This is a genomic window from Chryseobacterium sp. D764, assembly GCF_019317325.1.
GTDB lineage: Bacteria > Bacteroidota > Bacteroidia > Flavobacteriales > Weeksellaceae > Chryseobacterium.
Genome location: NZ_CP079219.1, coordinates 382,653 through 405,517, shown reverse-complemented (window position 1 = coordinate 405,517; position 22,865 = coordinate 382,653). Strand labels below are relative to the sequence as shown.

The window sequence follows — 22,865 nt, the reverse complement described above, 5'->3', positions numbered from 1 at the left end:
CATTAGTAAGAATGTTAAATTTGAACATTAAAAAATAATATTTGAGAAATATTATACTAAAATGACAGCAATAGAATCTGTACAGATTGTTCGAATTAATCTGCAGTGGTTATAATAGTATAGAAATTGATATGGTTATTTCTGAGAAGCTTCTTCCGCCTCATCCATCAATTTAATGTACGTAGAATAGCGCGAATGTTGTATTTCGCCTGTTTCAAGGGCATCAAGAACAGCACATTTCGGCTCATTAATGTGAAGGCAATTGTGAAATTTGCACTCTTCTCTCTTTTTGAAAATCTCAGGGAAGTAATGCTGTACTTCTTCTTTTTCAATATCGATCATTGCAAATTCACGAACTCCAGGGGTGTCGATAACATTTCCGCCAAAATCCCAGAAGTGCATCTGTGCAAAAGTTGTTGTATGCTTTCCTTTCAGATGGGTGTCTGAAATTTCAGATGTTTTCAAATTCAGTCCTGGCTGCAAAGCATTTACTAAAGTAGATTTCCCACAACCGGAGTGTCCGAAGAACACTGAAGTTCTATCTTTAAGGATTTCCTGCAACTGATCTAGATTCAGTCTTGAATAAGATGAAATTTCCAATGTGTTATATCCAATTTCCTGGTAGAGAAACTCGACATCTTTCACAATTTCTATTTCTTCCCCTTGGAGAACATCAATCTTATTAAAAAGAATCAAAGGAGTAATATTATAGGCTTCACAGCATGCCAAAAATCTGTCAAGAAATCCTAAAGATGTTTCAGGATGTTTCAGGGTAAAGATAAAGCACGCTAAATTAATATTGGAAGCGATAATATGGGCTTCTTTTGAAAGGTTTACTGATTTTCTGATCAGATAATTGGAGCGTGGCTCAATTTTCGTGATCCAGGCAATATCATCCTGCTCCAGTTGAAACTCAACAAAATCTCCTACAGCAAGTGGATTGGTAAGCCTTGTTTTTATTAATTTGAATTTCCCCCTGATTCTGGCCTCGAAAATTTTATTTGTTTCCAATTCCAAAACCTGGTACCAGCTGCCTGTAGATTTAATGATTTTTCCTTTCATAGATAATACTGGTGCAAATATAAGGAATTAGGGCTTAGCATTCAGGAAATAGGTTAAAAACACATGTTTCAATTCTTCTAAATCCTGAGGTCTAAGCCCTAATAAATATTTTTTGCCGTAAATAGGTAATTGTTTTCAGGAATTAAATCAATTCTACTTATCCTAAACCCTAATCCCCTTACCCGTTTATCTGCTGTTTATCTCTTATCGATCATAATGCTGTTCTGAACTTCAATAGATTCTTCGTGAATTGCTTTGAAGACTTTTTCAATAAATTCCTGAGACATTCCGGTTTCTTTTGCTTTTTGATTAGCGTATTCCGTGATTACTTTCCAACGTTCAGGCTGGAAAATCGCGATATCATTTTCCTTTTTAAGCTTACCGATCTTTTCAGAAATTTTCATTCTTTGAGAAAGAAGTTCTATTAACTGGAAGTCAAGATCCGAGATTAAAGTTCTGTGTCTTCCCATTTCTCCTTCAAATCCTGCAAGATTAGAGCTTCTTACTTTCAGATTACCAATAAGGTCTGCAAGAACTTCAGGAGTAATCTGCTGAGAAGCATCACTCCAGGCTTCATCAGGATTACAGTGTGATTCAATGATAGCACCCTGGTATCCTACGTTAAGAGCTTCCTGTGTAATATCAGCAAGACCGGTTCTGTTTCCGCAGATGTGTGATGGGTCAATCAACATTGGAATATTTGGAAACTGGCTTTTGAAATCAAGGGCAATCTGCCAGTTCGGGTTGTTTCTGTATTTTGTTTTCTGGTATGTTGAAAATCCTCTGTGAATTACTCCCAGGTTTTTAATATCCTGACCTAAAAGTCTTTCCAACGCTCCAATCCATAATGCAAGATCCGGATTCACAGGGTTTTTCACGAATACAGGTTTATCTGTTCCTCTTAAAGCCATTGCAATTTCCTGTACTGTAAACGGGTTCACTGTAGAACGTGCTCCAATCCAAAGAACATCTACATCTGCTTCCAGAGCTGCAAATACATGGTGTGCATTGGCTACCTCAGTAGCTGTTTTAAAACCATACTCTTCTTTTACTTTTTTTAGCCAGTTCAAACCGATTACTCCTACTCCTTCAAAACCGTTTGGTTTGGTACGAGGCTTCCAGATTCCCGCACGGAAAACCGATACATTGGCATTGGATTCTTTAATTCTCCTGGCGGTTTCAAGCATCTGAGCTTCACTTTCTGCGCTACATGGTCCCGCGATCATTAGTGGCTGTGTAAGCCCATCGATCCACTCATTTTTCAAATCATTTAAATTCATATTCTAAATTTTATTGTTTTTTTATATAATTTTTTCGTTGACAGCAATAGCCCTTTGGATTATAAAATTTAATTTATAATTCTTTTCAAAAAATGCCGTTCAAAAATTTTTAAAGGAATCAGGAAAATAATAGGGCTCTACTTCTCCTGTATTTTTTGGAAAGAAATTCAGTTAACAGTACCAATAAAATCGGTAATACGTTCTGAAATTTCTATAATAAGAAGCAGAAAAACTAAAATAACCGCTAAAAAAGTAATTAGCGGGTGCAAAAAAAGACAGATATGTGTTAGTCAGTTTTTCCATTTTATTCTGGAAATGTCTTTGTTTTAGCGTTTCTGGTTGTAATTTGTTCTTGTTGAAAACGTATTTTCAACAGAAATATCTGACAAATATATAAAAATTATGTCAAATCAAACTTCATTAAATCATCAAGATCTTTTAAAAGTGGATTTTTTTCGATCATTTTTTCAAACATTTTCCTCTTGGTCACCACTTCAATCTTCAGGTTTTCAACGTCTCTGACGTATTCTACCTCAATTCTATGGTTTTGAATTTTTCTTTTAAAATGATTAAAAAATTCTCCGCTTATTTTATCAAATTCTACTTTGGCAGAATCTGAAGGGAATAAAACTTTGATTTTATTTTCTGCAGCTTTTTCCAGTTTGAATGTTTTTACTGCGTTAAATACAAAGTTATTTTTTACCTGAAGCTGTTTAAGCATAATTTTCCATTCCATCTGCAGATCTGTATCTGTAAAATGGTTTTGAGGAAGATGTTCAGTTTTCACAACAACATCTTCTGTTGTTTCCACTTTATCTTCTTTATTCAGGAAAGAATTGATGCTGAAACCGGAAGAAATTCCCGGTCTTGATAATGGCCTGGTTGTTTTTGTTACTAAAGTTTCCTCAACTTGTTCCAAAGCAGCAGGCTTTTGTTCTGCTTTAACTTCTTTTTTCTCCGGAGTTTTTTCCGGTATCTTCACCTCCTGTTTCTCACTAAGAAACGGAGCCAGAATCAGGAACTTTTTTTTTTAGTATCGCCTAAATTAGCTGTCAGTGAAGCAAGCTGCATTAATGCAATTTCAACCGTAAGTCTTGGGTTTTTGGAATTCTTATAATTAATATCTGCATGGTTGCAGATTTCAATGCCATCAATCAGCTGCTGGGCAGCCCACTTCTGTCCCTGTTCTATAAATTTGGATTTCGTCTTCTCTCCTACTTCAATGAGGTCGATCGTAGAAGCATTCTGCGCCATCATCAGGTCTCTGAAATGATTTCCTAATCCGGCAATAAAAATATGGGGATCAAATCCTTTTTTTACAATTTCATTGAACGCAAAAAGCACTTCAGGAATTTTGTTTTCCTTGGCAAGATCTACAATATTGAGGTATTGATCGTAATCCAGAATATTCAGTACTTCGGCTGCTTTTGCCAGCGTAATATTTTTCTGGGAGAATGTAGAAAGCCTGTCGAAGATAGAAAGCGCATCTCTTAGTGCCCCGTCAGCTTTCTGAGCAATCAGGTACAATGCATCATCTTCATACTGGATATTTTCTTTTTGAGCAATATTTCTCAGATGATTCTGGATATCTTCAATGACAATTCTCTTGAAGTCATAGATCTGACAACGGGATAAAATTGTTGGAATAATTTTATGTTTCTCTGTTGTTGCCAGAATAAAGATGGCATGGGCAGGTGGCTCTTCCAGTGTTTTAAGGAAAGCATTGAAAGCGGCAGAAGACAGCATATGGACCTCATCTATGATATATACTTTGTATTTACCAACCTGAGGTGCAAATCTTACCTGATCTATCAGTTCCCTTATATCATCTACAGAGTTATTGGATGCAGCATCCAGCTCATAGATATTATAAGCAAAGCCATCTTCTGAAACCGAGCCATCTTTCTCATTGATTTTTCTTGCAAGAATTCTGGCACAAGTAGTTTTACCCACACCACGAGGACCACAAAAAAGTAATGCCTGAGCTAATTGACTTTCTTCAATTGCATGTTCTAAAGTATCCGTAATATGGGATTGCCCTACAACCGTATCAAACTCCTGAGGACGATATTTTCTTGCAGATACTATAAAATTTTCCATTGGTCAAAAATAAGAAATATAGTTTTAATTTGAAAATTAAAAGTTTTCAAATATCAACAAAAAACGTATTTCTGTTTAAATCGGAAAACTTTTAATCCCTACTTTTTTTTGCTGTATGCAAAGTCAATCAACTCAACAATAGCACTTTCAATCTCTTTTCTACCTTCTTCAGTTTTCAGGTCAATACCGCAGAACTTGTTTGCGTTATATCCTGTATAAAGGTTAAGATAGTAAGCCCCGGAAACAATCAAAGCCATAATTGCCCTGTGTCTTGTAGCTACCCCTTCACCAAAATAAGGATCTGAGATATTCCCAAATAAAACTTCTCCTACCTCTTCACGTTGTTCAACTAATTTCTTAAGAATAGGTTTACTTTCTGAAAGCTCCCACAGGATAATCTTCTGAAGTTCTTTATTCTTCTTCAGGTTTTCGAACTGGTTGAGTACAACCATTTTAGTAAGTTCGTGTCCACCGTCAGAGAAATCCATATCAACGTCCTGGTTGACCTGGCTCCAGTAATCCTGAGATTTGATATATTCATCAATCAGTTTATCAGTACTTCCAAAGTACTCATAGATCAATTTTTTATCAAATCCGGCCACTGCGGCAATTTTACTTACTTTTAGTCCGGAGTATCCTTTTACTCTTAAAATTTTACCAACTGCAGCAAGCAGTTTTTGTTTTGTTTTTTCTTTGTCCCTAATGGGGCCCTGCACTACTTTTCTAGGCATAATTATTATTTTTTTGCAATATGCAATTTTTTATTAATATCATCAAACGCGTTAAGCGTTTTGTCGAGATGTTCTTTTTCGTGTCTTGCAGTTACACTCATCCTGATACGCGCATCTTTTCTTGGTACAGCCGGATAAAGAATCGGGTTGGTGTAGATTCCTTTTTCTATTAGTAGTTTTCCTGCTTCACCTGTTACATAGGGATCTCCAATTTTCACTGGAATAATTGCGGAACAGGTAACTCCGGTATCCAATCCAAGATCATCAAGTCCTTTTTTGAAATAATTGATATTGCTCCAGAGTTTTTCTCTCCAGATAGGTTCTTCATCTATTAAATCAATGGCTTTAACAATTCCTGCGGATGATGGTGGAGCTGTTGCTGAGAAAATCTGCTGACGGGAATGGAATCTGATAAATGCAGCCAATTTTTTATCGGCAATGACATATCCACCAAGGTTTCCAAACGTTTTACTGAATGTTCCCGTGATGATGTCTACTTTATCTAATAAACCAGCCTGTTCCAAAGTACCTCTGCCTGTTTCTCCAAGGATACCAACGCCATGTACATCGTCTACCATTAGAAAGGCATTATACTTTTTCACAAGATTGTAGATCTCATTAATACGGGAGGTATCACCATCCTGGGAATACACTCCGTCCACAATAACGAGTTTCGTACGGTACAGATTTTCAGATACCTTCAAAATGTGTTCCAAAGATTCCAAATTATTGTGCGGAAAAGTTTTTTTATTGGTAAAAGCGCATCCTTCGTGTACACTGGCATGTACTGCCATGTCTAAAATAGCAAGATCTTCTTTTTGCATTAAACACTGTAAACTCGCACTATTAGCAGTATAACCGGTAGTAAATACTACGGCTTCATCTTCTGTTCTTTTAAAAAAACTTGAAATTCTTTTTTCTAAAGCATTATGGTAATCAAAATATCCCCCGATGAGAGGAGTAGCTCCTGTACCTGTACCATATTTTTCGATTCCTTCAATAGCAGCTTGTTTTACTTTTGGATGCTGCGTAAATCCTAAATAATCACTTGATACAAAACTAACAAATTCTCTGTTTTGGTTTGCAATATTTACATTCAGTATCGCATTGGTTCCTGAAGTATTCTTCAGTCTGTAATTCATGTGTCCATTAGACTTTACGTAGTCTAAATATTCATAAAAAATTTCAGCCCTTTGAGCCATATTATTATCTGGTATATTCTCAAAGTCTTTAATAGTTGCTGTTGTGAAATTGATGCTCATCCTTAATCTTGTTTGTTGTGGTTTAAAAGAAACAAATATATAACTATTTAGAGGGCTTAAACGCCTGCAATAAGATTAAATATTATTAAAGACACAATAATTTATTCTTATTAACTGGTAACCAAACTATTTTATATATCTGTCCCTTTTTAACTTTTTTTTCCTATTGAATTAATTAGTTTTTTCTTACCTAAATTTAACAAAAAAAGTAAACAATAAAGAAATATTAATAAATAAATAATAAAAAAAGGCGGTTATTCCTTACAACCATCTCATTTATAAAAGATTATTTTCAGGCTGTTTTCCGATGATTATTCACTAAAACACTCATTATAATGAAAAATCCGGCATGCTTAAATCCCTACCAAGAGATGAAAATCGTCACAAATTCCCTCCCACAGCAATTTTAAAGAAATAAAATAAGCAGGTTAAATTTTGTTGGAATTCCTGAATTTTCCGGGAGTAAAACCGGTCATTTTTTTGAAAAATTTTGAAAAATTGGATGGGTCATATGTAAAAATACGGGCAACTTCTGCTATAGATTTATCGGAATTGATGAGCATCTTTTTAGCCTGTTCGATAATTTTTCCATCATAAAAATAGCAGGGGTGCTCTCCGGTTTCTTTTTTAATGGTATCAGTGAGATGTTTATGAGAGACAGCAAGCTCTCCGGCAATTTCGTTCAGCTCCATAAAATCCGGAACAGTTCCGGAAATAACCTCCTGAATGTGCTTGTCCAGAAAGGTAAAATATTGACGGGTAATTTCTTCACTTCTTTTCATCATGTATTTTTCTTGCTAATCTATATTCAAGGTATAAAATTAATCATAAGATACAAAATAACATGGTGAACTTTTCGGATATTTAAAGCTAAGTAGTTAATAAAAACTATCTTTGAAAGCTTGTGTAGAATTTTTTACTTTTAGTTTTTCCAGAATATTCTGACGGTGTCTGCTGACAGTATTGATACTTATGAAAAGTATATCTGCAATTTCTTTGCTGGCATAGCCCTCTCCCACAAATTTCAAAACTTCAAGTTCTCTGGGACTCAGAATATTTTTATAATCAAGTTTATCTTTTACAACAACTTCTCCCTTTATTGTATTGATAATCATAAAATCAGGAACCGCAGATGAAGCCAGAGCAATATTGTAAAGGCAGAGAGCCAGCCTCAGTCTGCCATTGGAAGGCGAATACACATAAAACATACGGTGTTTTACCCAGCGGTACTCGCCATCTTTATCTTTCATCCTGATTTTTGACACCACACTGTATTCTGTACGCTGTTCCATTTCCATAGCATCCATTAATTTGAAAAAACGGAGTTCATGGATATATTTCTTCAGACGGTCATCCGGATGGATCTTTTTCAGCATCTCTTCTTCCCAGATAGAATCTATTTCTGTGGGATTTTCTCCCATAGTGAGTCCAAGTTCTCCAGCGGCTGCAGATTTATAAATAAAGCTTTTATTCGCCTGCATATCGCTCAGTACACATATTGCTCCTTCCATCTGAGAGTACGCAAGTGCTCTTTGCTTATAGACTTCTATATCAAGGATGCATTTTCTGGAAGCGTTATCGAGTAATTTATCGCTGAGCTGTTCACGGATTTCCATAATGGTTATTTATCAGTATTGACGCGAATAAGGTTTAATAATACTTTTGCTAAAATAATAATTTACCCTTAGAATTTATCCAAAGAGAATGAAGAAATTGATTTTAGGCTTTTGTGCCCTATTCCTGATTCAAAAGCTTTCTGCCCAGAGCCTGGAAAAAATGACCTGGCTCAATGAGCCTGAAAAATGGGAAATCAAAAATAACAGCCTTTCGATGTTTGTGACGCCGCAGAGCGATTACTGGAGAGTTTCACATTATGGATTTACGGTGGATGATGCTCCTTTTTATTACACCACTTATGGCGGTGAATTTGAAGCAAAAGTGAAAATCACCGGCAGTTACAAGGCCAGATTCGATCAGATGGGTCTTATGCTGAGAACTGACAAAGAACATTACATCAAAGCTGGAGTGGAATTTGTAGACGGCAAGTACAACCTCAGTACTGTAGTAACTCACAACAAAAGTGACTGGAGTGTCATAACATTAGAGAAAACACCTCCTGCAGTATGGATAAAAGCCGTGAGAAGGCTGGATGCTGTGGAAATATTTTATTCTTTTGATGATAAAAATTATATCATGATGCGGAATGCACCTCTTCAGGATAATACTCCGGTAATGGTTGGCTTAATGGCCGCCTGCCCTGACGGACAGGGTTTCAATGCTGTTTTTGAGAACTTTACCGTAAAACATCTTCCGGATGAGCGCAGGCTAAAGTGGCTTGAAACTCATCAATAACGATTGAATTACACTTCAATATACAATCAGTTTAATTCGCCTCCCGTATCTATGGGAGGTTTTGTATGTTTAAAAACGAAATTTCTGAAATCCGGAAATAAAAAAGAGGCGTTACTTTTGATGCAGCCTCTTCTGTTTTTTTGAGATAAAACCGTTTGTGTTCTTAGAATCATTATTTATACAATAAATCTTCTTTAATCGTTGTGAAAATATTTTTGCAAAAATATGAATATTCATAAGCCCTAGCAAAGATATCATGTAGAATTAACCCCAGCTTTTTGTCAAATTTTTACTACAAAAAGCAATTAATTAAAACTAAAAACTATTTATCAGCAACTCTTAAAAAAAATACAAAAGCATAAATATTTATTATTTTCAAAATCCTAAAACCAATCATAAGTTCTGTACAGCACTGAGATTTGTAGAAGGAATTTCAAAATGAATTCAGTATAAATTTATCACTTATTATTGAAATATTATAATGTTTTGGAAAATTTTATGTACCCTATCGTCAGCAAACCGGGATAAAACTTGTACAAAACAGATTTTGGGATACTGATTTATCTCCATAATTTCACTATTTTTACACAATCAAAAAATATAAAACACAAAAGACCTGAAAACTTCAATGATAAAAATTTATTTTCAATCGTTCCTGCCCATTAAAAAAACATTGACTTGTACAAACACTATTATTAACCGTCTCTTGCACTAGTGCAGGAGATAAAGATCAGTTTTGCACATCTATGAGAGTTTGGGCATTTATATTTGCTTGCATCTATTTAAACATTTACGGACAGAGCCACACTTCTACGTGGTACAATATAGACAATGGGCTTCCGCAAAGCAGTGCAAAGGCCATTGTTAAAGATAAATATGGTTTTATCTGGATCTCCACAGAGAACGGTCTTGTACGATATGACGGAAGTTCATTTATTACTTTTAATAATTTCAAAGTAAACAATCTTCATTTTGGGGAATTTATTGGTGATCCGCTTCTGGACAGCATTACGGTCCTTAATAATTTCCAGGAGAATAAAATAATTATTAAAAACAGGTTTCCAAAACTTTCCAATCTTACGGGGGATGATAAAATGGCTTTTTCCAATGGCAATGCTATTGTACAGCGGATTGCCAATAATATTATAACATCAAGCTTTTATAATGATATTCAGTATTTTATACAGCTTAAGAATGCATCCTATTATTTTACAGAAAAGAATACGATCATCTATAAAGAAGGAAAAAAGGAGACCAGAATAGCAATCCCATTTACCAATAAGGATCTGAATAATATTTTTGTCCTGAATGGCACTCTTTTTATTAATGATCTGAAGAAAAGGAAAACCTATTCTATCTATAAAGGACAGCTTTCTGTTTCTGAAGAACCAACACTTTTTAATCATCCGGACACCAAAATCTATTGGCAGCAAATTACCAATCAGACTTTTATCATCAATCATGATAATATTTATATTTTAGAGGGTAACGAAAAGAATCTCCGTTTAAGATTTCTCATTAAGTTTGAGGAAATCGGCGATCACTCTTACTGTTCTATGTTTTTTGATAAAGACTTTAATAAACTTTATCTGGGAACACTTAACAACGGGCTTAATGTACTTAAGCTTACCAATTTTTATATTTCAAAGAAAGAAGCAGATTTTTCCAACAATGTGTATTACGCTTCCCTTCCGTTCAGTAACAGTACAATCATCGCAGAGGATGGAACAGAATTTGGGAAAAACGGTATTGTCAATAAACACCTGTTCGGATGCAATGACAATTATCTGATGATGTATGACGATTCCGAAAATATTCTGATCAGAAAGAGAAACAGTATTATCAGATATTACAAAAATTCGGGGTATAAAAGGAAGGACTCAACTTTCATAGGTAAAGGATTCGAAGCTTTTATGAAAAGCGGAAGTATTTATGGCACTACATTTACGGATCTTTCGGGTACACAACTTCGTCTTTATAAAAAAAATCTGTTTACCAATCCGGATTTCACTTATAATTTTAAAAGTTTTGTCAATATTTTTTTCCAATACAGTGACCATGAAATTCTGACCGGCAACAGTGACGGTTTGTATTCGGTAATGCTGGGAAGCAATACAATAACTCCAATCATCAAAAATATTCATGTCAAAAGTATTTTCAGAACAAAGGATAATCTGATCTGGATTACTACGAATAAAAATGGATTTTATCTTTTCAAAAACCACAAACTCATCAAGATGCCGAATGACAGAAATGGTTATTTGCAATCGGCTCATTATATGCTTGAAGATCAAAAAGGTGCTTACTGGATTTCTTCCAACAATGGCCTTTTTAAAGTTCCTAAAAAACAACTGCTGCAGTATGCAGAAAATAGAAAAACTCCGGTCTTTTATTACCGTTTCACTAAGAGAGACGGCTTCCTGACGAATGAATTCAATGGCAGCTCAGAGCCCAATGCTTACGCTTTGGAGAATGGAGAATTTGTATTTCCATCAATGGACGGATTTGTGTTTTTCAACCCGGACAATATTAGGACTTATTATCCGGAAAGGAATAAAATTTATATTGAAAGGGTAAAAATAGGAAATTCTGAACCTCAGTATTTTCGTCAGACCCTTGATTTCAAGAATGATTATAAAACTGCGGATGTTTTTATTGATATCCCCTATTTTTCTAATCCGGAAAACCTGTATATCGAAGGGAAAATATCGGGAAAGGAAAATACTGAGTGGGAACAGATCCCAACAGGAAGCGAATTAAAATACACCATCAGTAATCTTTCTCCGGGTGAATATACGCTCAGCATAAGAATACTTATTTCTCCGGACGGGAAGTATGAGATAAAGACAATCCGCTTCAACATTCAGCCTCTTTTTTATCAGACATTATTGTTCAGGGTGTCTGTTTCTGTGATTATACTGATTATCATTATTATCATTGTTCAGCTGACTACCAACTTTTTAAGAATAAAGAATAAAGCATTAAAGCAAATTGTTCGTAATAAAAACTCTGAACTGAAAGAAACTTCTCTTCATCTTGAAGTGGTAAAAAGCAATCTGCAAAAAGAAACGGAATATCAGAAAAAACTGGTGGAAACCATCAGCCACGACATCACAACTCCTATCCGGTTTATCGCCATGCTTTCCCAGAAGCTTCATGAGTCTGATGATCTGGAACTTCAGAAGAAATATTTTGACAGTATTTATAAATCTTCGGAACAGCTTTATCAGTTTACCCTGAATTTAAAAGAATATACTGAGCTTTACAAAGCGGAGAATATTTTTGAAGAAAAGGAATATCCTGTCAACAGAATTCTGGAAATCAAAAACAGGCTATTCTGTGAAATTGCCAAAGAGCAGGGAACAACAATCACCCAGCTTACTGAACATATTGTGTACTCTAAAGTAAACGAAAGTATTTTAACCGCCATTATTCATAATATCCTTGATAATGCTGTGAAAAATACGTTTGAAGGAAATATAAGCCTGAATATTACAGAAAATCAACAAAAATCCACAATCATAATCTCTGATACAGGTATTGGAATGTCCGCAGAACAGATTGCTATTTATATGAACCTGTTCAGAAATCCTACACTGGAGACACCCAGCTTCAAAGGGAAAGGTCTTGGTCTGCATATGGTCATTCATCTGGTGAAAAAGATCAACGCTGAAATCAGTTTCAGCCAAAACCAACCTTCAGGAACGGTTGTGAAAATAATACTCAATAAAAACTAATCTCTATGAATGAAAGAATTTTAATCGCTGATGATCATTATGTAGTAAGAGCAGGAACCTCTCTGGTTCTTGAAACTGCTTATCCGGAGTTGAAAATAGATTTTGCAGAAAACTATGACCAGGTGAAAAAAAAGCTTGGCAGTTCACATTATGACCTACTTATTCTAGACATTGATATGCCTGGAACTCAGTATAAAAAAATGATTCCGGAGCTTAAAAATATACAGAATGACCTCAAGATTCTTATCTTTTCAGGATATGATAAAGATGTCGCCATCCAATATATCAGAGAGGGTGCTGAAGGTTATCTGAATAAGCAAAGCAGTGAGGAAGAAATCAAAAATGCAGTGAAAACAGTGATTGAAAAAGGATATTTTTATCCTGCAGAACTGATTGGTCTTATTATCCAAAACAAAAGAAACAATCCTGTAGAAAAGCTGTCATCCCGTGAATATGAAATCTTTAAGCTTCTTGCCGACGGAAACGGAAATCTTGAAATTGCCAACAGGCTTAATATCCAGATGTCTACCGTGAGTACTTACAAAAAGAGAATTTTTCAAAAGCTTGATGTCGCCAATATTGCAGAACTGATCAAGGCTTACGAAATGATGCATTAAAAAACGGGGCCGGAATCTCCTATTATTCCTGCCCCAGAAAAAACACAAATCTCATTAGAGTTTTCACCCGTTGATCTGTTTATTTTTTTATAGAATCAATGTGTTTTTAGAATCATAGAAAAATGCTCTGTTAATATAACCTCTGAACAGATAGAAACAATTCTCTTGTGTTATCAGAAGTATTGGAATCCGTTGTAGTGGCATCACTGCTTCCTGTTGTAGATTTGTTGTCTACACGGAATGCATAATACACTCTGTACCATCTTGGCTCCGGTTCCTGTATGGTAATATCAAATGTTACCGTCTCATTATGGGTCTGTGTAAGATAAACTCCGTCATCAAACTGTCTGTAGGCACCTGGCGACAGTTTAATATTTCCGTTGTCAGAATCACCGGTATGGGTAGACATTTCCGAAACCCAGATTTTCACGTCTGAAGTACCTGCATTATAAAGTCGTGGATTAAAAGTCGTGGCTGACCCTGTACCTGCTGAACTGCTGTTGAATTGAGCGTCTAGTCTTAAGAAACCTCCCAGCACGGGAAGATCAGAGAGATAGGTACTGGCCAACGTACCCGCTCCGGAGGTACCTGCAGGAATGCTTCCATGATAGTAAATTAGATCACCAATTGTAATATCGTCGTCTTTACCTCCAAATGCAAACTTCCAGGTGGTTCCATTGAACATATAATAGCCGGCTTTATCTACCTTTGCCGTTTTTACAGAAGGCATCGTCACAGCTTGGGTCACATAGACTAAAGCTCCTGTCTGCTCAGCCAGATAGACGTTATCCTTCGCCTTCAGTTGATCGCCCGTTACCCTGGGAGCCATTACTCCATCAGGAATGGTAGCGATATCTGGTTTTCCTTCCACATGTAATGTTACTTTAGGGGAATCTGTATTGATCCCTACTTGGGAATATGCCGCTATTGAGAAGCTCATCATTATGCTGGCAAGAGTTAATTTTATTTTCTTCATTTTAGTATATTTGTTTAAAATTATTAAGGGGTGAATAAATCATGTGGATCAATTGATAGGAATCAATAAACCTTGGTTGAGCTAGCTGGTGCAAAGTTATCTGCACGGATAAATCAAATTCCTTAATAATCAATGAAAACCCGGAAACGGCTCATCAAAACACAAATAACTAACAATCAATATTTTATCATAGTCATCTTTTGATATTTGACTGTTATAAAGCGAATTGAAATGATTAAAAATTATCTGTTACCACAAATGAATACCGCAAAAGACATAAAAATTGAACAGTACAAAAAACAGCTGGTGTATTATTACAACATTCTGATGTCTGTTATTCTTGCTGTATTTGGTTTGATATTTACTTTTATCATCCCGGATAAAATAATGGCCTGGTATCTTTTTGGAGGACTTTTTTTAATGGTCTACACTTACCTCATTGTACGTAAGACGTATTCAATAAATGTAATGGTACATTCCTATATTGTCATTGCAACCCTTTTTAATTTTTATATCATGCTGGCTTTCTGGAACAATTCTATAGCAAGTTTTGTCTGGCTTATCCCGATTCCGCTGGCGGCATATGTTTTCTTTCAGAGGAAATACGTCTTTATCTACAGCATATTTGTATTATTGAATATTATTGCAGGCTATCTTATTTCAAAAAATTTCAGCTTTAACTTCCCTCTGCACAGTCAGGATGATGTAAGAATTACAGATACAATCCTTATGGTTTCTAATGTAGCCGTAATATCCCTTCTGATCTATTTTAAAGACAAAATAAAAAGAGTTGAAATTTACCATGAAATTAAAGAGAAAGCTCTGAATCCGGAAGTTCAGCCAATCCTTGTAACAGAAAAAGCTCCTTTTGCAGATGAGTTGTTTGAGAAAATTGAGCTTGTAATGAGAGAAAAACAGCTGTATAAAGATGTTAATTTCAATATTTCAAAACTTTCTGCAGAAATGGATATCAACAGCAGTTATATCTCAAAATCAATCCGGGTAAAGGGATATCCCAATTTCAATAATTATCTGAATATGCACAGGATTGAGTGTGTGAAAAGACTGCTTACTGAAAATGATATTGAGAAGGTAACTCTTATGTATATTTACACCGAAGCGGGATTTTCAAATCAGTCTACTTTCAACAGGGTATTCAAACAGATGGAGGGCATTACTCCCTCAGAATACATCAGCAGTTTACATATGCATTGATTTTTTTCACCAATACATATGATTGAAATTATGATTTTTAAATCCGAAAAATAATCAGGAAATTTACAGAACTCAATTTTTCTGTTTAACCACTGCATTTTAATTGCAAAAAATCATGAATTCATCTGAAAAAGCCAGTCAGGGAAGCTCACGTTTCCGATATATAAAACTTTGTATTTTCTTTTCGGGACTTTCTGTTTTTGCTCAGCTTTATCTTTTCCAGCCGATGCTGCCTATGGCTGCAGAACAGTTCGGGGTGTCTGTAGGTGATACTTCCCTTCTTGTATCTTCCTCCACAATAGGTATGGCATTGGGATTACTGTTTTTTGCTTTTAAAGCAGACAGCTATTCCAGAAAAGGTCTGATGGTCTTTTCATTGATTTCATCTGCCATACTTACCATTATTTCCACCTGGATCCCGAGCTTAAGCCTCCTGATCGCTATCGGAGTACTGAAGGGTTTTGTTGTTTCCGGAGTTTCGGCGGTTGCTCTGGCCTATCTCACAGAGGAAGTGAATGCTCTGGCAGTACCGGCAGCTATCAGCATGTATCTTAGTGGTAATACCATCGGAGGAATGAGCGGAAGAATAATGGCGACTCTTTTTGCCGGTGAATTCGGATGGCGCAATGCGGTACTTTTTATAGGGATAGAAAGCTTCATTCTGGGAGTTATATTCTGGAAACTGTTCCCGGAATCAAGGTTTTTCAATCCACAGAAAACAGATTATCATCTTAAGGTAAAACAGATGAAGTTTTTCCTGACCAATCCTTACATGCTTCGGTTATATTGTACAGCAGCTTTACTGATGGGTGTTTTTGTGAGTGTTTATAATTACCTGACATTCAGACTGGAAGCAAAACCATTTTCATTAAGCCACTTTATCATTGCTTTTATCTTTCTCATGTATATTTTCGGGGTCTTTGGAACAATGATCGTTGGCCGTCTTTCCAGAAGATTTCCCATGAACAATATCCTGAAAGGCTCTATTTTATTTATGCTCACCGGTGCGGCATTGTTATTATCCGAAAATATTTATATTCTTATTTTCGGGCTCGGTCTTTTTACCCTTTCTTTTTTCGCAGCCCACACAATGGCCAGCCAGATGACTGCATTGTATGCCAAACGCGGAAAATCTTCAGCCACTTCTATTTACTGGCTGTTTTACTATTTTGGTTCAAGTATTTTGGGCAGCGGTACCGGTTATCTCCTTCATGCTTATTCCTGGAATGTCTTCATAGGGATTCTTATCATAGCGGTTATCACAGCCCTTCTGTTAGCCACAGCCAATGTAGTACCTAAAGCAAGAACAAGAAACTAGTACCACATACATACCACATCCATTTTTTTGGCAACATGCTATCATTCACTTATGAGCCTACTATTTTAACATATTATTAATTTTTTATAGTAAAAATTTAACCTAACCTTCACTAAAACAGGGTACAACAATATAATGCCGGGCATAGTATTTGCTGTTTGTACAGGACTATATCATCACCTAAAAATCAAAATATCATGAACGTAGCAGATTTAAAAATCAAGAACTTGGTGGAGTATAATAATCAGATTTATATAATCTCCGAGATCTTTCACAATGTCGAGCAGGCTTATTTTGTTAAAATTGAAAATGATATTCAAAGTATCTCAGTCCCTGCAGCTTCTATCAGACCTATTAAAATAACAGAAGAATGGCTTGAAAAACTGGGATTCTCAAGAACGTACAGTTCGGATAAGAGTATACGGTACGAAAGACCGGAACCTTTTATAAAATACGATATAGACCTGAGTTCCAGAAAAATACTGGAAGGTCTGAAAATATATGGGAACGCTATAAAGTGCAGGTACATCCATGAGTTTCAGAATATTTTCTCAAGCCTGTTCGGAAAAGAAACAGCTTTGCATTATGGTTATTTGAAAACAGAATCGTAGTTTAAATGGTTCTAAAGCTGTAGAAGACCACAATTTACAAGTTAAATTGTGGTCTTCTTTTTAGAATAAAGCATACAGAATCCACATCTTTTTCATTTATAATAAATTCCGAAAACTTCACCATTGATATATCATTAATTTCATTGATATTTGTATTAATAATATAAAAAACACATCAATGATTCTAAAGATTATTAATTCTGCATTGATTCTATTTGCTGTCTTTATGGGCTTCAAACAAGGAATTGCTATGATTTCCGGTAAACCTGAAATAACAGAAATGTTCGGAAAATGGGGATTTGACAAAACAGGACTTATGATCAACGGAGCTGTTACTATACTGGCTTCTGTAATGATTTTATTTCCAAAAACATTTGTCTGGGGAAATTTTCTGATGGCAGCCGGCATCCTTTTGATTATCTGTTTTCAGCTTTTAAATAAAGACCTGAAAGGTGCTATGATAGAACTTCCTTTTCTTTGTCTGAATCTGCTTATTATTTATCTGCAACATCCTCTTAAAAGCTAAAACCAATGAGAACCTATAAGTTAATCATCATATTCCTGACAGGCTTCTCCTGTATAGCCTGTGGACAAAACACAAACAAAAAAAAACAAAATCAAGAACCACAACTTTCAAAAAAACAACAAATAATGGACTTATCAAAAATAACAGACCCTGAAGTAAAAAAAGCCATAGAAGCTTTACAAAACGGTGATAAAAGCTGGTATAGCTTCTTTACAGAAAATCCTGCAATGACCGACGACGGTAATTCCATAGATTTCAAATCTTTCTTCTCCAATGCTCTGGGTAATGAGATGTTTCTCAGCATAGACCGCGTAGAAAATGATGGAAAAAACATATATGGTAATTTTAAAGCCGGAAAATGGGGAACATTTCAGACTTACTTCAAATTCCATAAAAATGCAGAAGGGAAATTTGATAAACTGGATATCGGACAGGCCAGATAAATTCTTTTTTTACTTAAAAAAGTATCATTTCTGACTTCAACTGTGTTCTTTCAACTGAGGTTAAGCCTGTGTTCTTCCTGCAATTTTTAATATTTATGTAAATTTGCACCCGTAGTTCGCCCTTACCATAATCGTTGGGAACAGAACTCAATACCTCATGACAGATACAGATACTATACTTTTACAGCTGATAGAACATTTTAAGGAAATCGTTTCTTTAGAAGATAAGGATATTGATTGCATTACTTCAAAATTAGAAATTACACAGCTCAAAAAGAAAGAGTATCTGCTTCGTGAAGGACAGGTTTCCAGACACATGCGCTTCATTGCTAAGGGAAGTCTGTTCGCCTATCATATTGATGAAAAAGGAAAAGAAAACACCACCCAGTTAGGTATTGAGAACTGGTGGGTAAATGATCTGTACAGCTATCTGAGCGAATTGCCTTCAAGAATGTTTATTCAGGCTAATGAAGATACCACGATTATACAGATCAGTAAAAGTCATTTGGAAGTATTATACAAAGAAGTTCCGGCCATTTCAGAATTCTGGCGCCTGAAAATGCAATCTGCGTATGTTACGTTACAGGAAAGAACTTTTGAGCATTCAAGGGTTGATGCCTATACTAAATACCGGACATTCGTCACAACCTACCGCAATATTGAGCAGCGTTTTCCTCAATACATGATTGCTTCCTATCTGGGAATCACAGTAGAATACTTGAGTTATCTTAGAAAAAAACACCTGTTTGACCTTTCTTAAGATTTCTTAAGTTTATTCCGTTCCAGCCCGAATAATTTTGCTCACAGAATTTAATGAGTGAAATATGAAGGCAAAAATCATCACAATAACAGCTCTTGCATCAGCTTCCCTGAATCTGAATGCACAGAAACTTTCCTATACTCCCGATCTTGTTTTAGGACATCGGTCGTATACCTATATGCATAATGTCAATTATCAACTGAATGAACAGCTGAAATTGAACAATCTTACTTTGTTTGATACAGAATACACCAAAGACAAAGAAAATATATTTTTTATCAGAAATACCCTCGCTTATAGCTTTACCAGAAGACTTAGCGCCAATGCGGCATTTGGAATGAAAAATCCGGGAGCATTTTTCAGTGCTTATCTGCAATACAAAATCATCCAGCCCAGCTATTCTCTCTCCTACTCTATTGGAACTACCTACCAGAAAGGGTTTTCGCTGGAACAGTCTATATCATTTGAATATACTCCTTATCTCACAGAAAACCTTAAAGGATATTTCAGTGTACTGGCAATTGGAAACCTGGATGACAGTGGGTATCCCAGAGGACTCCAGTTTATCAGAATTGGTGTAAAACAGGATAAAATGATGTATGGACTCGCTTCCAATTTTGATCAGTTTAACAACGGAAAAAAGACCCTGGAAAATATCGGGGCATTTATAAAATATAACTTTTAAATAATTATAAGAAATGAAAAAGAACATTGATTTAGGAATGCTTATCTGCAGAATAGCCATCGGATTTCCCATGTCGGTTTACGGAATCAGCAAACTGATCCATGGAGTTGGATTTATTAAGGATATGATGGCTATGCATGGTTTACCATCTTTCTTTGCATATGGGGTCTTTGCAGGAGAAATTATAGCTCCTGTTATGCTGATTGTGGGATTCAGGGCCAGACTGGCTGGATTAGTTTTTGCAGTCAATTGCTTCACAGCCACTATTCTTGCACAGACGGCTAATATTTTCAAACTTAATGAATTCGGTGGGTGGGCTTTGGAATTACTGGTGATCTATATGCTGGTAAGTCTAAGCTTTTTCTTTACAGGAGCCGGGAAATATGCAGTTTCTACCCAGAATAAGTGGGATTAAAATACCTTGAAATTTTCTATTCACTAATTGATAAATCAGGATCTCCGGATTCTGATTTATTTTTTTGCCAAATGACAATAAAACAGGCATCGGATCACCGGTTTCATTCCGTATTTTTACAGTAAACTTAATCACCCATATGAAAGAAGTTATCGTCTACCAAATTGATTCTTTTACCAAAGAGAAATTCAAAGGAAATCCTGCAGGAGTTGTATTAAATGCTGAAAATATGACGTCTGAAGAAATGCAGCTCGTTGCCAGAGAGCTTAATAATTCTGAAACTGCATTTGTTTTCAGGTCTGATAATCCCAAAGAAAATTTTGATTATCAGGTCAGATATTTTACCCCTACTACAGAAGTTCCATCCTGCGGACACGCTACCATTGCTGCGCTTTACGCAAAAGCTCAGGAAGACCACCTGGATTCCTGCATCGTTAAAATCAAAACACAAATCGGAATATTACCAATTCATATAGAAAGAGAAAACAATGATTATCTCATCACCATGACACAGGGAAAATTTGAGCTGAGCCCAGCTTTTGATACTTCAATGACCCAAAGAATTGTGCTTGCCCTGGGACTGACAATGGATGATCTTGATGAAAAATGTCCCGTACAGATCGCTTCTACAGGACATTCAAAAGTAATAATCGGTATTAAAAGCAATATGACCTTAAATCATCTGGTTCCTGATCTTGCTGCTTTGACAAAGCTCAGTAAAGAAATTAGCTGTAACGGATATTTTGTATTTACTTTCGATACAGATGAAAAAGAGATATTAACCCATGGAAGGATGTTTGCACCCGCTATCGGTATTTCCGAAGATCCGGTTACCGGAAATGCAAATGGTCCTCTGGGAGGTTATCTTATTCAGAACAAGATCAGAGAAACTGCTGCTGATATTTTTGAATTTACCGGAAAACAAGGGGAAGCCATCAACAGGATTGGTGAAGTAAAAGTACAAGTTAGCGTGAGAGACAGCCAACCCGATATCATCCGTATTACCGGAAATGCAGTATGTGTTTTCAGAACTACTATGAATTTGAAATAATTCTGATATTTATATTAAAACAATTGTCCCCATTAAGGAAAATTGGTCGTCATCAAGATGAATCAAAAATTTGAATACAATGAAAGAATTCTTATTAGTCTTCCGTGCAGACTACAAGTCTATGCCCAAGACATCACCGGAACAAATGCAGGCCAACACTCAGAAATGGATGAACTGGATCACAGGAATTGCTGCGCAGAATAAACTGGCAGACAGAGGAAACCGCCTGGAAAATACAGGACAGGTTGTAAAATCCGACGGAATAATTTCTGATGGTCCTTACACTGAGATTAAAGAATCTATCATGGGATACACGCTTATCAATGCGGAATCTATTGAAGAAGCGACTGCTTTATGTAAAGAATGTCCTATCCTGTTATTTGGGGGAAGTGTAGAAGTAAGGGAAATCAGTAAATTGTAATAACTACCTTTGATACAGTCTTTTCATCAACCATGACCAATCCGAATGAAATAACGCCGCATTTATTCAGAACCGAGTACAGTAAAATCGTTGCTGTACTTTGCAGAAGTTTTGATATCAAACATATCGAAATTGCAGAAGATATTGCCAGCGAAACCTTTCTGAAAGCTTCAGAATATTGGGTGGTAAACGGACTTCCTGATAATCCTGCAGCCTGGCTTTATACAGTGGCTAAGAATAAAGCAAAAGATTATTTCAAGCACCTTTCCATTATTGAAAAAAACAAAAAAGAAGAGGTAAGAACCACCGAAAAAGAATATCCAACCCTAGATTTCGATACCAAAAATATCTCTGACAGCCAGCTGGAAATGATTTTTGTAACCTGTAATCCTGTCAATTCCCAAGAAGCTCAAATATGTCTGGCTCTTCAGATTCTCTGCGGCTTCAGTGTGGAAGAGATCGCCAATGCTTTTCTTTCTAAAACCGAGACTATCAAAAAACGTTTGCAACGGGGCCGGGTAGCTCTCAGAACAAACCATTTTACAATAGATTCTTTAAGTGAACAGGATATTCACCAGCGATTGGAAACGGTGTTGACTACTTTATATTTATTGTTTAATGAAGGCTATTTTTCCAGAACGGATAACCTTTTAATCCGTAAAGATCTTTGCCTGGAAGCCATAAGACTTACCCTGATTCTTACTGACAATCAGTTTACCAACATCCCGAAAACCAATGCACTGCTGGCTTTGATGTGTTTTCAGAGCTCAAGGCTTGATGCCCGGACCAATGATGAAGGAGAAGCCATTCTTTTTGATGAGCAGGACGAAACATTATGGGATAAAAATTTGATTGAAAAAGGTAATTACTACCTGATAGAAGCCTGCCAGACCAACAATACTTCTGTTTCAAAATATCATCTGGAAGCAGGTATTGCATATTGGCATACTTCATCTGCCAAAGATAAATGGCAGCAAATTTTAACACTGTACAATCAGCTTGCTATCATTGAATATTCTCCGGTTACTGCCTTAAACAGAGCTTTTGCTTTTTCCAAAGTGTATGGAAATGAGATTGCTTTTCCTGAAGCAGAAAAGCTTAATCTCACCGGCAACGAATATTATCATGGGCTGCTGGGATATTTATATTCTGAAATCCATCCGGATCAGGCGATTTATCATTTTGAAGAAGCAATCCGTCTGACCAAATCAAAGCCGGAAAAACAGACTTTACAGAAACAGGTTAATCTTTTAAAACAAAGTAAATTTCAACATAAAAAAGCCTCCCGATAATCATCAGGAGG

General features: G+C 35.9%; 23 protein-coding genes. 14 read left to right on the top strand and 9 right to left on the bottom strand.

Annotated features, from left to right (window positions below; all coding sequences use genetic code 11):
* Positions 1–135 precede the first annotated feature (135 nt).
* The 8 genes from rsgA to KYG33_RS01685 form a co-directional block, all read right to left on the bottom strand.
* The gene (rsgA, locus tag KYG33_RS01720; RefSeq protein ID WP_077414526.1) at positions 136–1,062 is read right to left on the bottom strand and encodes a ribosome small subunit-dependent GTPase A; all 927 of its coding nucleotides are present in this window, start codon (positions 1,060–1,062) and stop codon (positions 136–138) included.
* 197 nt (positions 1,063–1,259) lie between these two features.
* Positions 1,260–2,342 carry a chorismate mutase gene (locus KYG33_RS01715; RefSeq protein ID WP_047384411.1) on the bottom strand — a complete coding sequence of 361 codons (1,083 nt, stop codon included), beginning with the start codon at positions 2,340–2,342 and terminating at the stop codon, positions 1,260–1,262.
* 400 nt (positions 2,343–2,742) lie between these two features.
* Positions 2,743–3,324, bottom strand: a complete 582-nt coding sequence (locus KYG33_RS22410; protein WP_228408684.1) for a hypothetical protein — start codon at positions 3,322–3,324, stop codon at positions 2,743–2,745.
* 32 nt (positions 3,325–3,356) lie between these two features.
* Positions 3,357–4,442 carry a DNA polymerase III subunit gamma/tau gene (gene dnaX, locus KYG33_RS01705; protein ID WP_180565695.1) on the bottom strand — a complete coding sequence of 362 codons (1,086 nt, stop codon included), beginning with the start codon at positions 4,440–4,442 and terminating at the stop codon, positions 3,357–3,359.
* Between the two features lie 98 nt (positions 4,443–4,540).
* On the bottom strand, positions 4,541–5,173 hold the full coding sequence (locus KYG33_RS01700) for a TetR/AcrR family transcriptional regulator (RefSeq protein WP_077414530.1): 633 nt from the start codon (positions 5,171–5,173) through the stop codon (positions 4,541–4,543).
* Positions 5,174–5,178: 5 nt separating this feature from the next.
* Positions 5,179–6,435 carry an aminotransferase class I/II-fold pyridoxal phosphate-dependent enzyme gene (locus KYG33_RS01695; protein WP_077414532.1) on the bottom strand — a complete coding sequence of 419 codons (1,257 nt, stop codon included), beginning with the start codon at positions 6,433–6,435 and terminating at the stop codon, positions 5,179–5,181.
* A 428-nt stretch (positions 6,436–6,863) separates the two neighbouring features.
* Complete coding sequence (locus KYG33_RS01690) at positions 6,864–7,220, bottom strand: helix-turn-helix domain-containing protein (protein WP_077414534.1); 357 nt, start codon at positions 7,218–7,220, stop codon at positions 6,864–6,866.
* Between the two features lie 93 nt (positions 7,221–7,313).
* Positions 7,314–8,051, bottom strand: coding sequence for a LuxR C-terminal-related transcriptional regulator (locus KYG33_RS01685; RefSeq protein ID WP_180565694.1), 738 nt, complete (start codon positions 8,049–8,051; stop codon positions 7,314–7,316).
* A gap of 88 nt (positions 8,052–8,139) precedes the next feature.
* Here KYG33_RS01685 and KYG33_RS01680 point away from each other — a divergent pair, with 88 nt between their 5' ends.
* The 3 genes from KYG33_RS01680 (at position 8,140) to KYG33_RS01670 (ending at position 13,141) form a co-directional block, all read left to right on the top strand.
* Positions 8,140–8,787, top strand: a complete 648-nt coding sequence (locus KYG33_RS01680; protein WP_219072557.1) for a DUF1349 domain-containing protein — start codon at positions 8,140–8,142, stop codon at positions 8,785–8,787.
* A 746-nt stretch (positions 8,788–9,533) separates the two neighbouring features.
* Complete coding sequence (locus tag KYG33_RS01675) at positions 9,534–12,524, top strand: ATP-binding protein (RefSeq protein WP_219072556.1); 2,991 nt, start codon at positions 9,534–9,536, stop codon at positions 12,522–12,524.
* Between the two features lie 5 nt (positions 12,525–12,529).
* Positions 12,530–13,141: a response regulator gene (locus KYG33_RS01670; protein WP_077414542.1), complete on the top strand. Its 612-nt coding sequence runs from the start codon at positions 12,530–12,532 to the stop codon at positions 13,139–13,141.
* 130 nt (positions 13,142–13,271) lie between these two features.
* Here KYG33_RS01670 and KYG33_RS01665 read toward each other — a convergent pair whose 3' ends face one another.
* On the bottom strand, positions 13,272–14,117 hold the full coding sequence (locus tag KYG33_RS01665; RefSeq protein WP_219072555.1) for a hypothetical protein: 846 nt from the start codon (positions 14,115–14,117) through the stop codon (positions 13,272–13,274).
* Between the two features lie 231 nt (positions 14,118–14,348).
* Here KYG33_RS01665 and KYG33_RS01660 point away from each other — a divergent pair, with 231 nt between their 5' ends.
* The 11 genes from KYG33_RS01660 (at position 14,349) to KYG33_RS01610 (ending at position 22,854) form a co-directional block, all read left to right on the top strand.
* Positions 14,349–15,332 carry a helix-turn-helix domain-containing protein gene (locus KYG33_RS01660; protein WP_219072554.1) on the top strand — a complete coding sequence of 328 codons (984 nt, stop codon included), beginning with the start codon at positions 14,349–14,351 and terminating at the stop codon, positions 15,330–15,332.
* A gap of 115 nt (positions 15,333–15,447) precedes the next feature.
* Entirely contained in the window at positions 15,448–16,650 is a 1,203-nt protein-coding gene (locus tag KYG33_RS01655) for an MFS transporter (RefSeq protein ID WP_180565691.1), read from the top strand.
* Positions 16,651–16,847: 197 nt separating this feature from the next.
* Entirely contained in the window at positions 16,848–17,261 is a 414-nt protein-coding gene (locus tag KYG33_RS01650; RefSeq protein ID WP_077414550.1) for a hypothetical protein, read from the top strand.
* A gap of 178 nt (positions 17,262–17,439) precedes the next feature.
* Complete coding sequence (locus KYG33_RS01645; protein ID WP_077414552.1) at positions 17,440–17,787, top strand: DoxX family protein; 348 nt, start codon at positions 17,440–17,442, stop codon at positions 17,785–17,787.
* A 125-nt stretch (positions 17,788–17,912) separates the two neighbouring features.
* The gene (locus KYG33_RS01640; RefSeq protein WP_232539095.1) at positions 17,913–18,230 is read left to right on the top strand and encodes a hypothetical protein; all 318 of its coding nucleotides are present in this window, start codon (positions 17,913–17,915) and stop codon (positions 18,228–18,230) included.
* A 157-nt stretch (positions 18,231–18,387) separates the two neighbouring features.
* Positions 18,388–18,990 carry a Crp/Fnr family transcriptional regulator gene (locus KYG33_RS01635; protein WP_077414556.1) on the top strand — a complete coding sequence of 201 codons (603 nt, stop codon included), beginning with the start codon at positions 18,388–18,390 and terminating at the stop codon, positions 18,988–18,990.
* A gap of 64 nt (positions 18,991–19,054) precedes the next feature.
* Positions 19,055–19,675, top strand: a complete 621-nt coding sequence (locus KYG33_RS01630) for a hypothetical protein (RefSeq protein ID WP_077414558.1) — start codon at positions 19,055–19,057, stop codon at positions 19,673–19,675.
* 13 nt (positions 19,676–19,688) lie between these two features.
* On the top strand, positions 19,689–20,090 hold the full coding sequence (locus KYG33_RS01625) for a DoxX family protein (RefSeq protein WP_077414560.1): 402 nt from the start codon (positions 19,689–19,691) through the stop codon (positions 20,088–20,090).
* Positions 20,091–20,229: 139 nt separating this feature from the next.
* Entirely contained in the window at positions 20,230–21,141 is a 912-nt protein-coding gene (locus tag KYG33_RS01620) for a PhzF family isomerase (RefSeq protein WP_077415844.1), read from the top strand.
* A gap of 79 nt (positions 21,142–21,220) precedes the next feature.
* The gene (locus tag KYG33_RS01615; RefSeq protein WP_077414562.1) at positions 21,221–21,562 is read left to right on the top strand and encodes a YciI family protein; all 342 of its coding nucleotides are present in this window, start codon (positions 21,221–21,223) and stop codon (positions 21,560–21,562) included.
* A 32-nt stretch (positions 21,563–21,594) separates the two neighbouring features.
* A complete protein-coding gene (locus KYG33_RS01610) occupies positions 21,595–22,854 on the top strand; it encodes an RNA polymerase sigma factor (RefSeq protein WP_219072552.1) in 1,260 nt (419 codons plus the stop codon).
* Positions 22,855–22,865 lie beyond the last annotated feature (11 nt).

Excerpts from the sequence above, each read along its gene's own strand:
- rsgA (WP_077414526.1), bottom strand. The coding sequence starts at position 1,062 with ATGAAAGGAAAAATCATTAAATCTACAGGCAGCTGGTACCAGGTTTTG.
- KYG33_RS01715 (WP_047384411.1), bottom strand. The coding sequence starts at position 2,342 with ATGAATTTAAATGATTTGAAAAATGAGTGGATCGATGGGCTTACACAG.
- dnaX (WP_180565695.1), bottom strand. The coding sequence starts at position 4,442 with ATGGAAAATTTTATAGTATCTGCAAGAAAATATCGTCCTCAGGAGTTT.
- KYG33_RS01700 (WP_077414530.1), bottom strand. The coding sequence starts at position 5,173 with ATGCCTAGAAAAGTAGTGCAGGGCCCCATTAGGGACAAAGAAAAAACA.
- KYG33_RS01695 (WP_077414532.1), bottom strand. The coding sequence starts at position 6,435 with ATGAGCATCAATTTCACAACAGCAACTATTAAAGACTTTGAGAATATA.
- KYG33_RS01690 (WP_077414534.1), bottom strand. The coding sequence starts at position 7,220 with ATGATGAAAAGAAGTGAAGAAATTACCCGTCAATATTTTACCTTTCTG.
- KYG33_RS01685 (WP_180565694.1), bottom strand. The coding sequence starts at position 8,051 with ATGGAAATCCGTGAACAGCTCAGCGATAAATTACTCGATAACGCTTCC.
- KYG33_RS01680 (WP_219072557.1), top strand. The coding sequence starts at position 8,140 with ATGAAGAAATTGATTTTAGGCTTTTGTGCCCTATTCCTGATTCAAAAG.
- KYG33_RS01675 (WP_219072556.1), top strand. The coding sequence starts at position 9,534 with ATGAGAGTTTGGGCATTTATATTTGCTTGCATCTATTTAAACATTTAC.
- KYG33_RS01670 (WP_077414542.1), top strand. The coding sequence starts at position 12,530 with ATGAATGAAAGAATTTTAATCGCTGATGATCATTATGTAGTAAGAGCA.
- KYG33_RS01665 (WP_219072555.1), bottom strand. The coding sequence starts at position 14,117 with ATGAAGAAAATAAAATTAACTCTTGCCAGCATAATGATGAGCTTCTCA.
- KYG33_RS01660 (WP_219072554.1), top strand. The coding sequence starts at position 14,349 with ATGATTAAAAATTATCTGTTACCACAAATGAATACCGCAAAAGACATA.
- KYG33_RS01655 (WP_180565691.1), top strand. The coding sequence starts at position 15,448 with ATGAATTCATCTGAAAAAGCCAGTCAGGGAAGCTCACGTTTCCGATAT.
- KYG33_RS01650 (WP_077414550.1), top strand. The coding sequence starts at position 16,848 with ATGAACGTAGCAGATTTAAAAATCAAGAACTTGGTGGAGTATAATAAT.
- KYG33_RS01645 (WP_077414552.1), top strand. The coding sequence starts at position 17,440 with ATGATTCTAAAGATTATTAATTCTGCATTGATTCTATTTGCTGTCTTT.
- KYG33_RS01640 (WP_232539095.1), top strand. The coding sequence starts at position 17,913 with ATGGACTTATCAAAAATAACAGACCCTGAAGTAAAAAAAGCCATAGAA.
- KYG33_RS01635 (WP_077414556.1), top strand. The coding sequence starts at position 18,388 with ATGACAGATACAGATACTATACTTTTACAGCTGATAGAACATTTTAAG.
- KYG33_RS01630 (WP_077414558.1), top strand. The coding sequence starts at position 19,055 with ATGAAGGCAAAAATCATCACAATAACAGCTCTTGCATCAGCTTCCCTG.
- KYG33_RS01625 (WP_077414560.1), top strand. The coding sequence starts at position 19,689 with ATGAAAAAGAACATTGATTTAGGAATGCTTATCTGCAGAATAGCCATC.
- KYG33_RS01620 (WP_077415844.1), top strand. The coding sequence starts at position 20,230 with ATGAAAGAAGTTATCGTCTACCAAATTGATTCTTTTACCAAAGAGAAA.
- KYG33_RS01615 (WP_077414562.1), top strand. The coding sequence starts at position 21,221 with ATGAAAGAATTCTTATTAGTCTTCCGTGCAGACTACAAGTCTATGCCC.
- KYG33_RS01610 (WP_219072552.1), top strand. The coding sequence starts at position 21,595 with ATGACCAATCCGAATGAAATAACGCCGCATTTATTCAGAACCGAGTAC.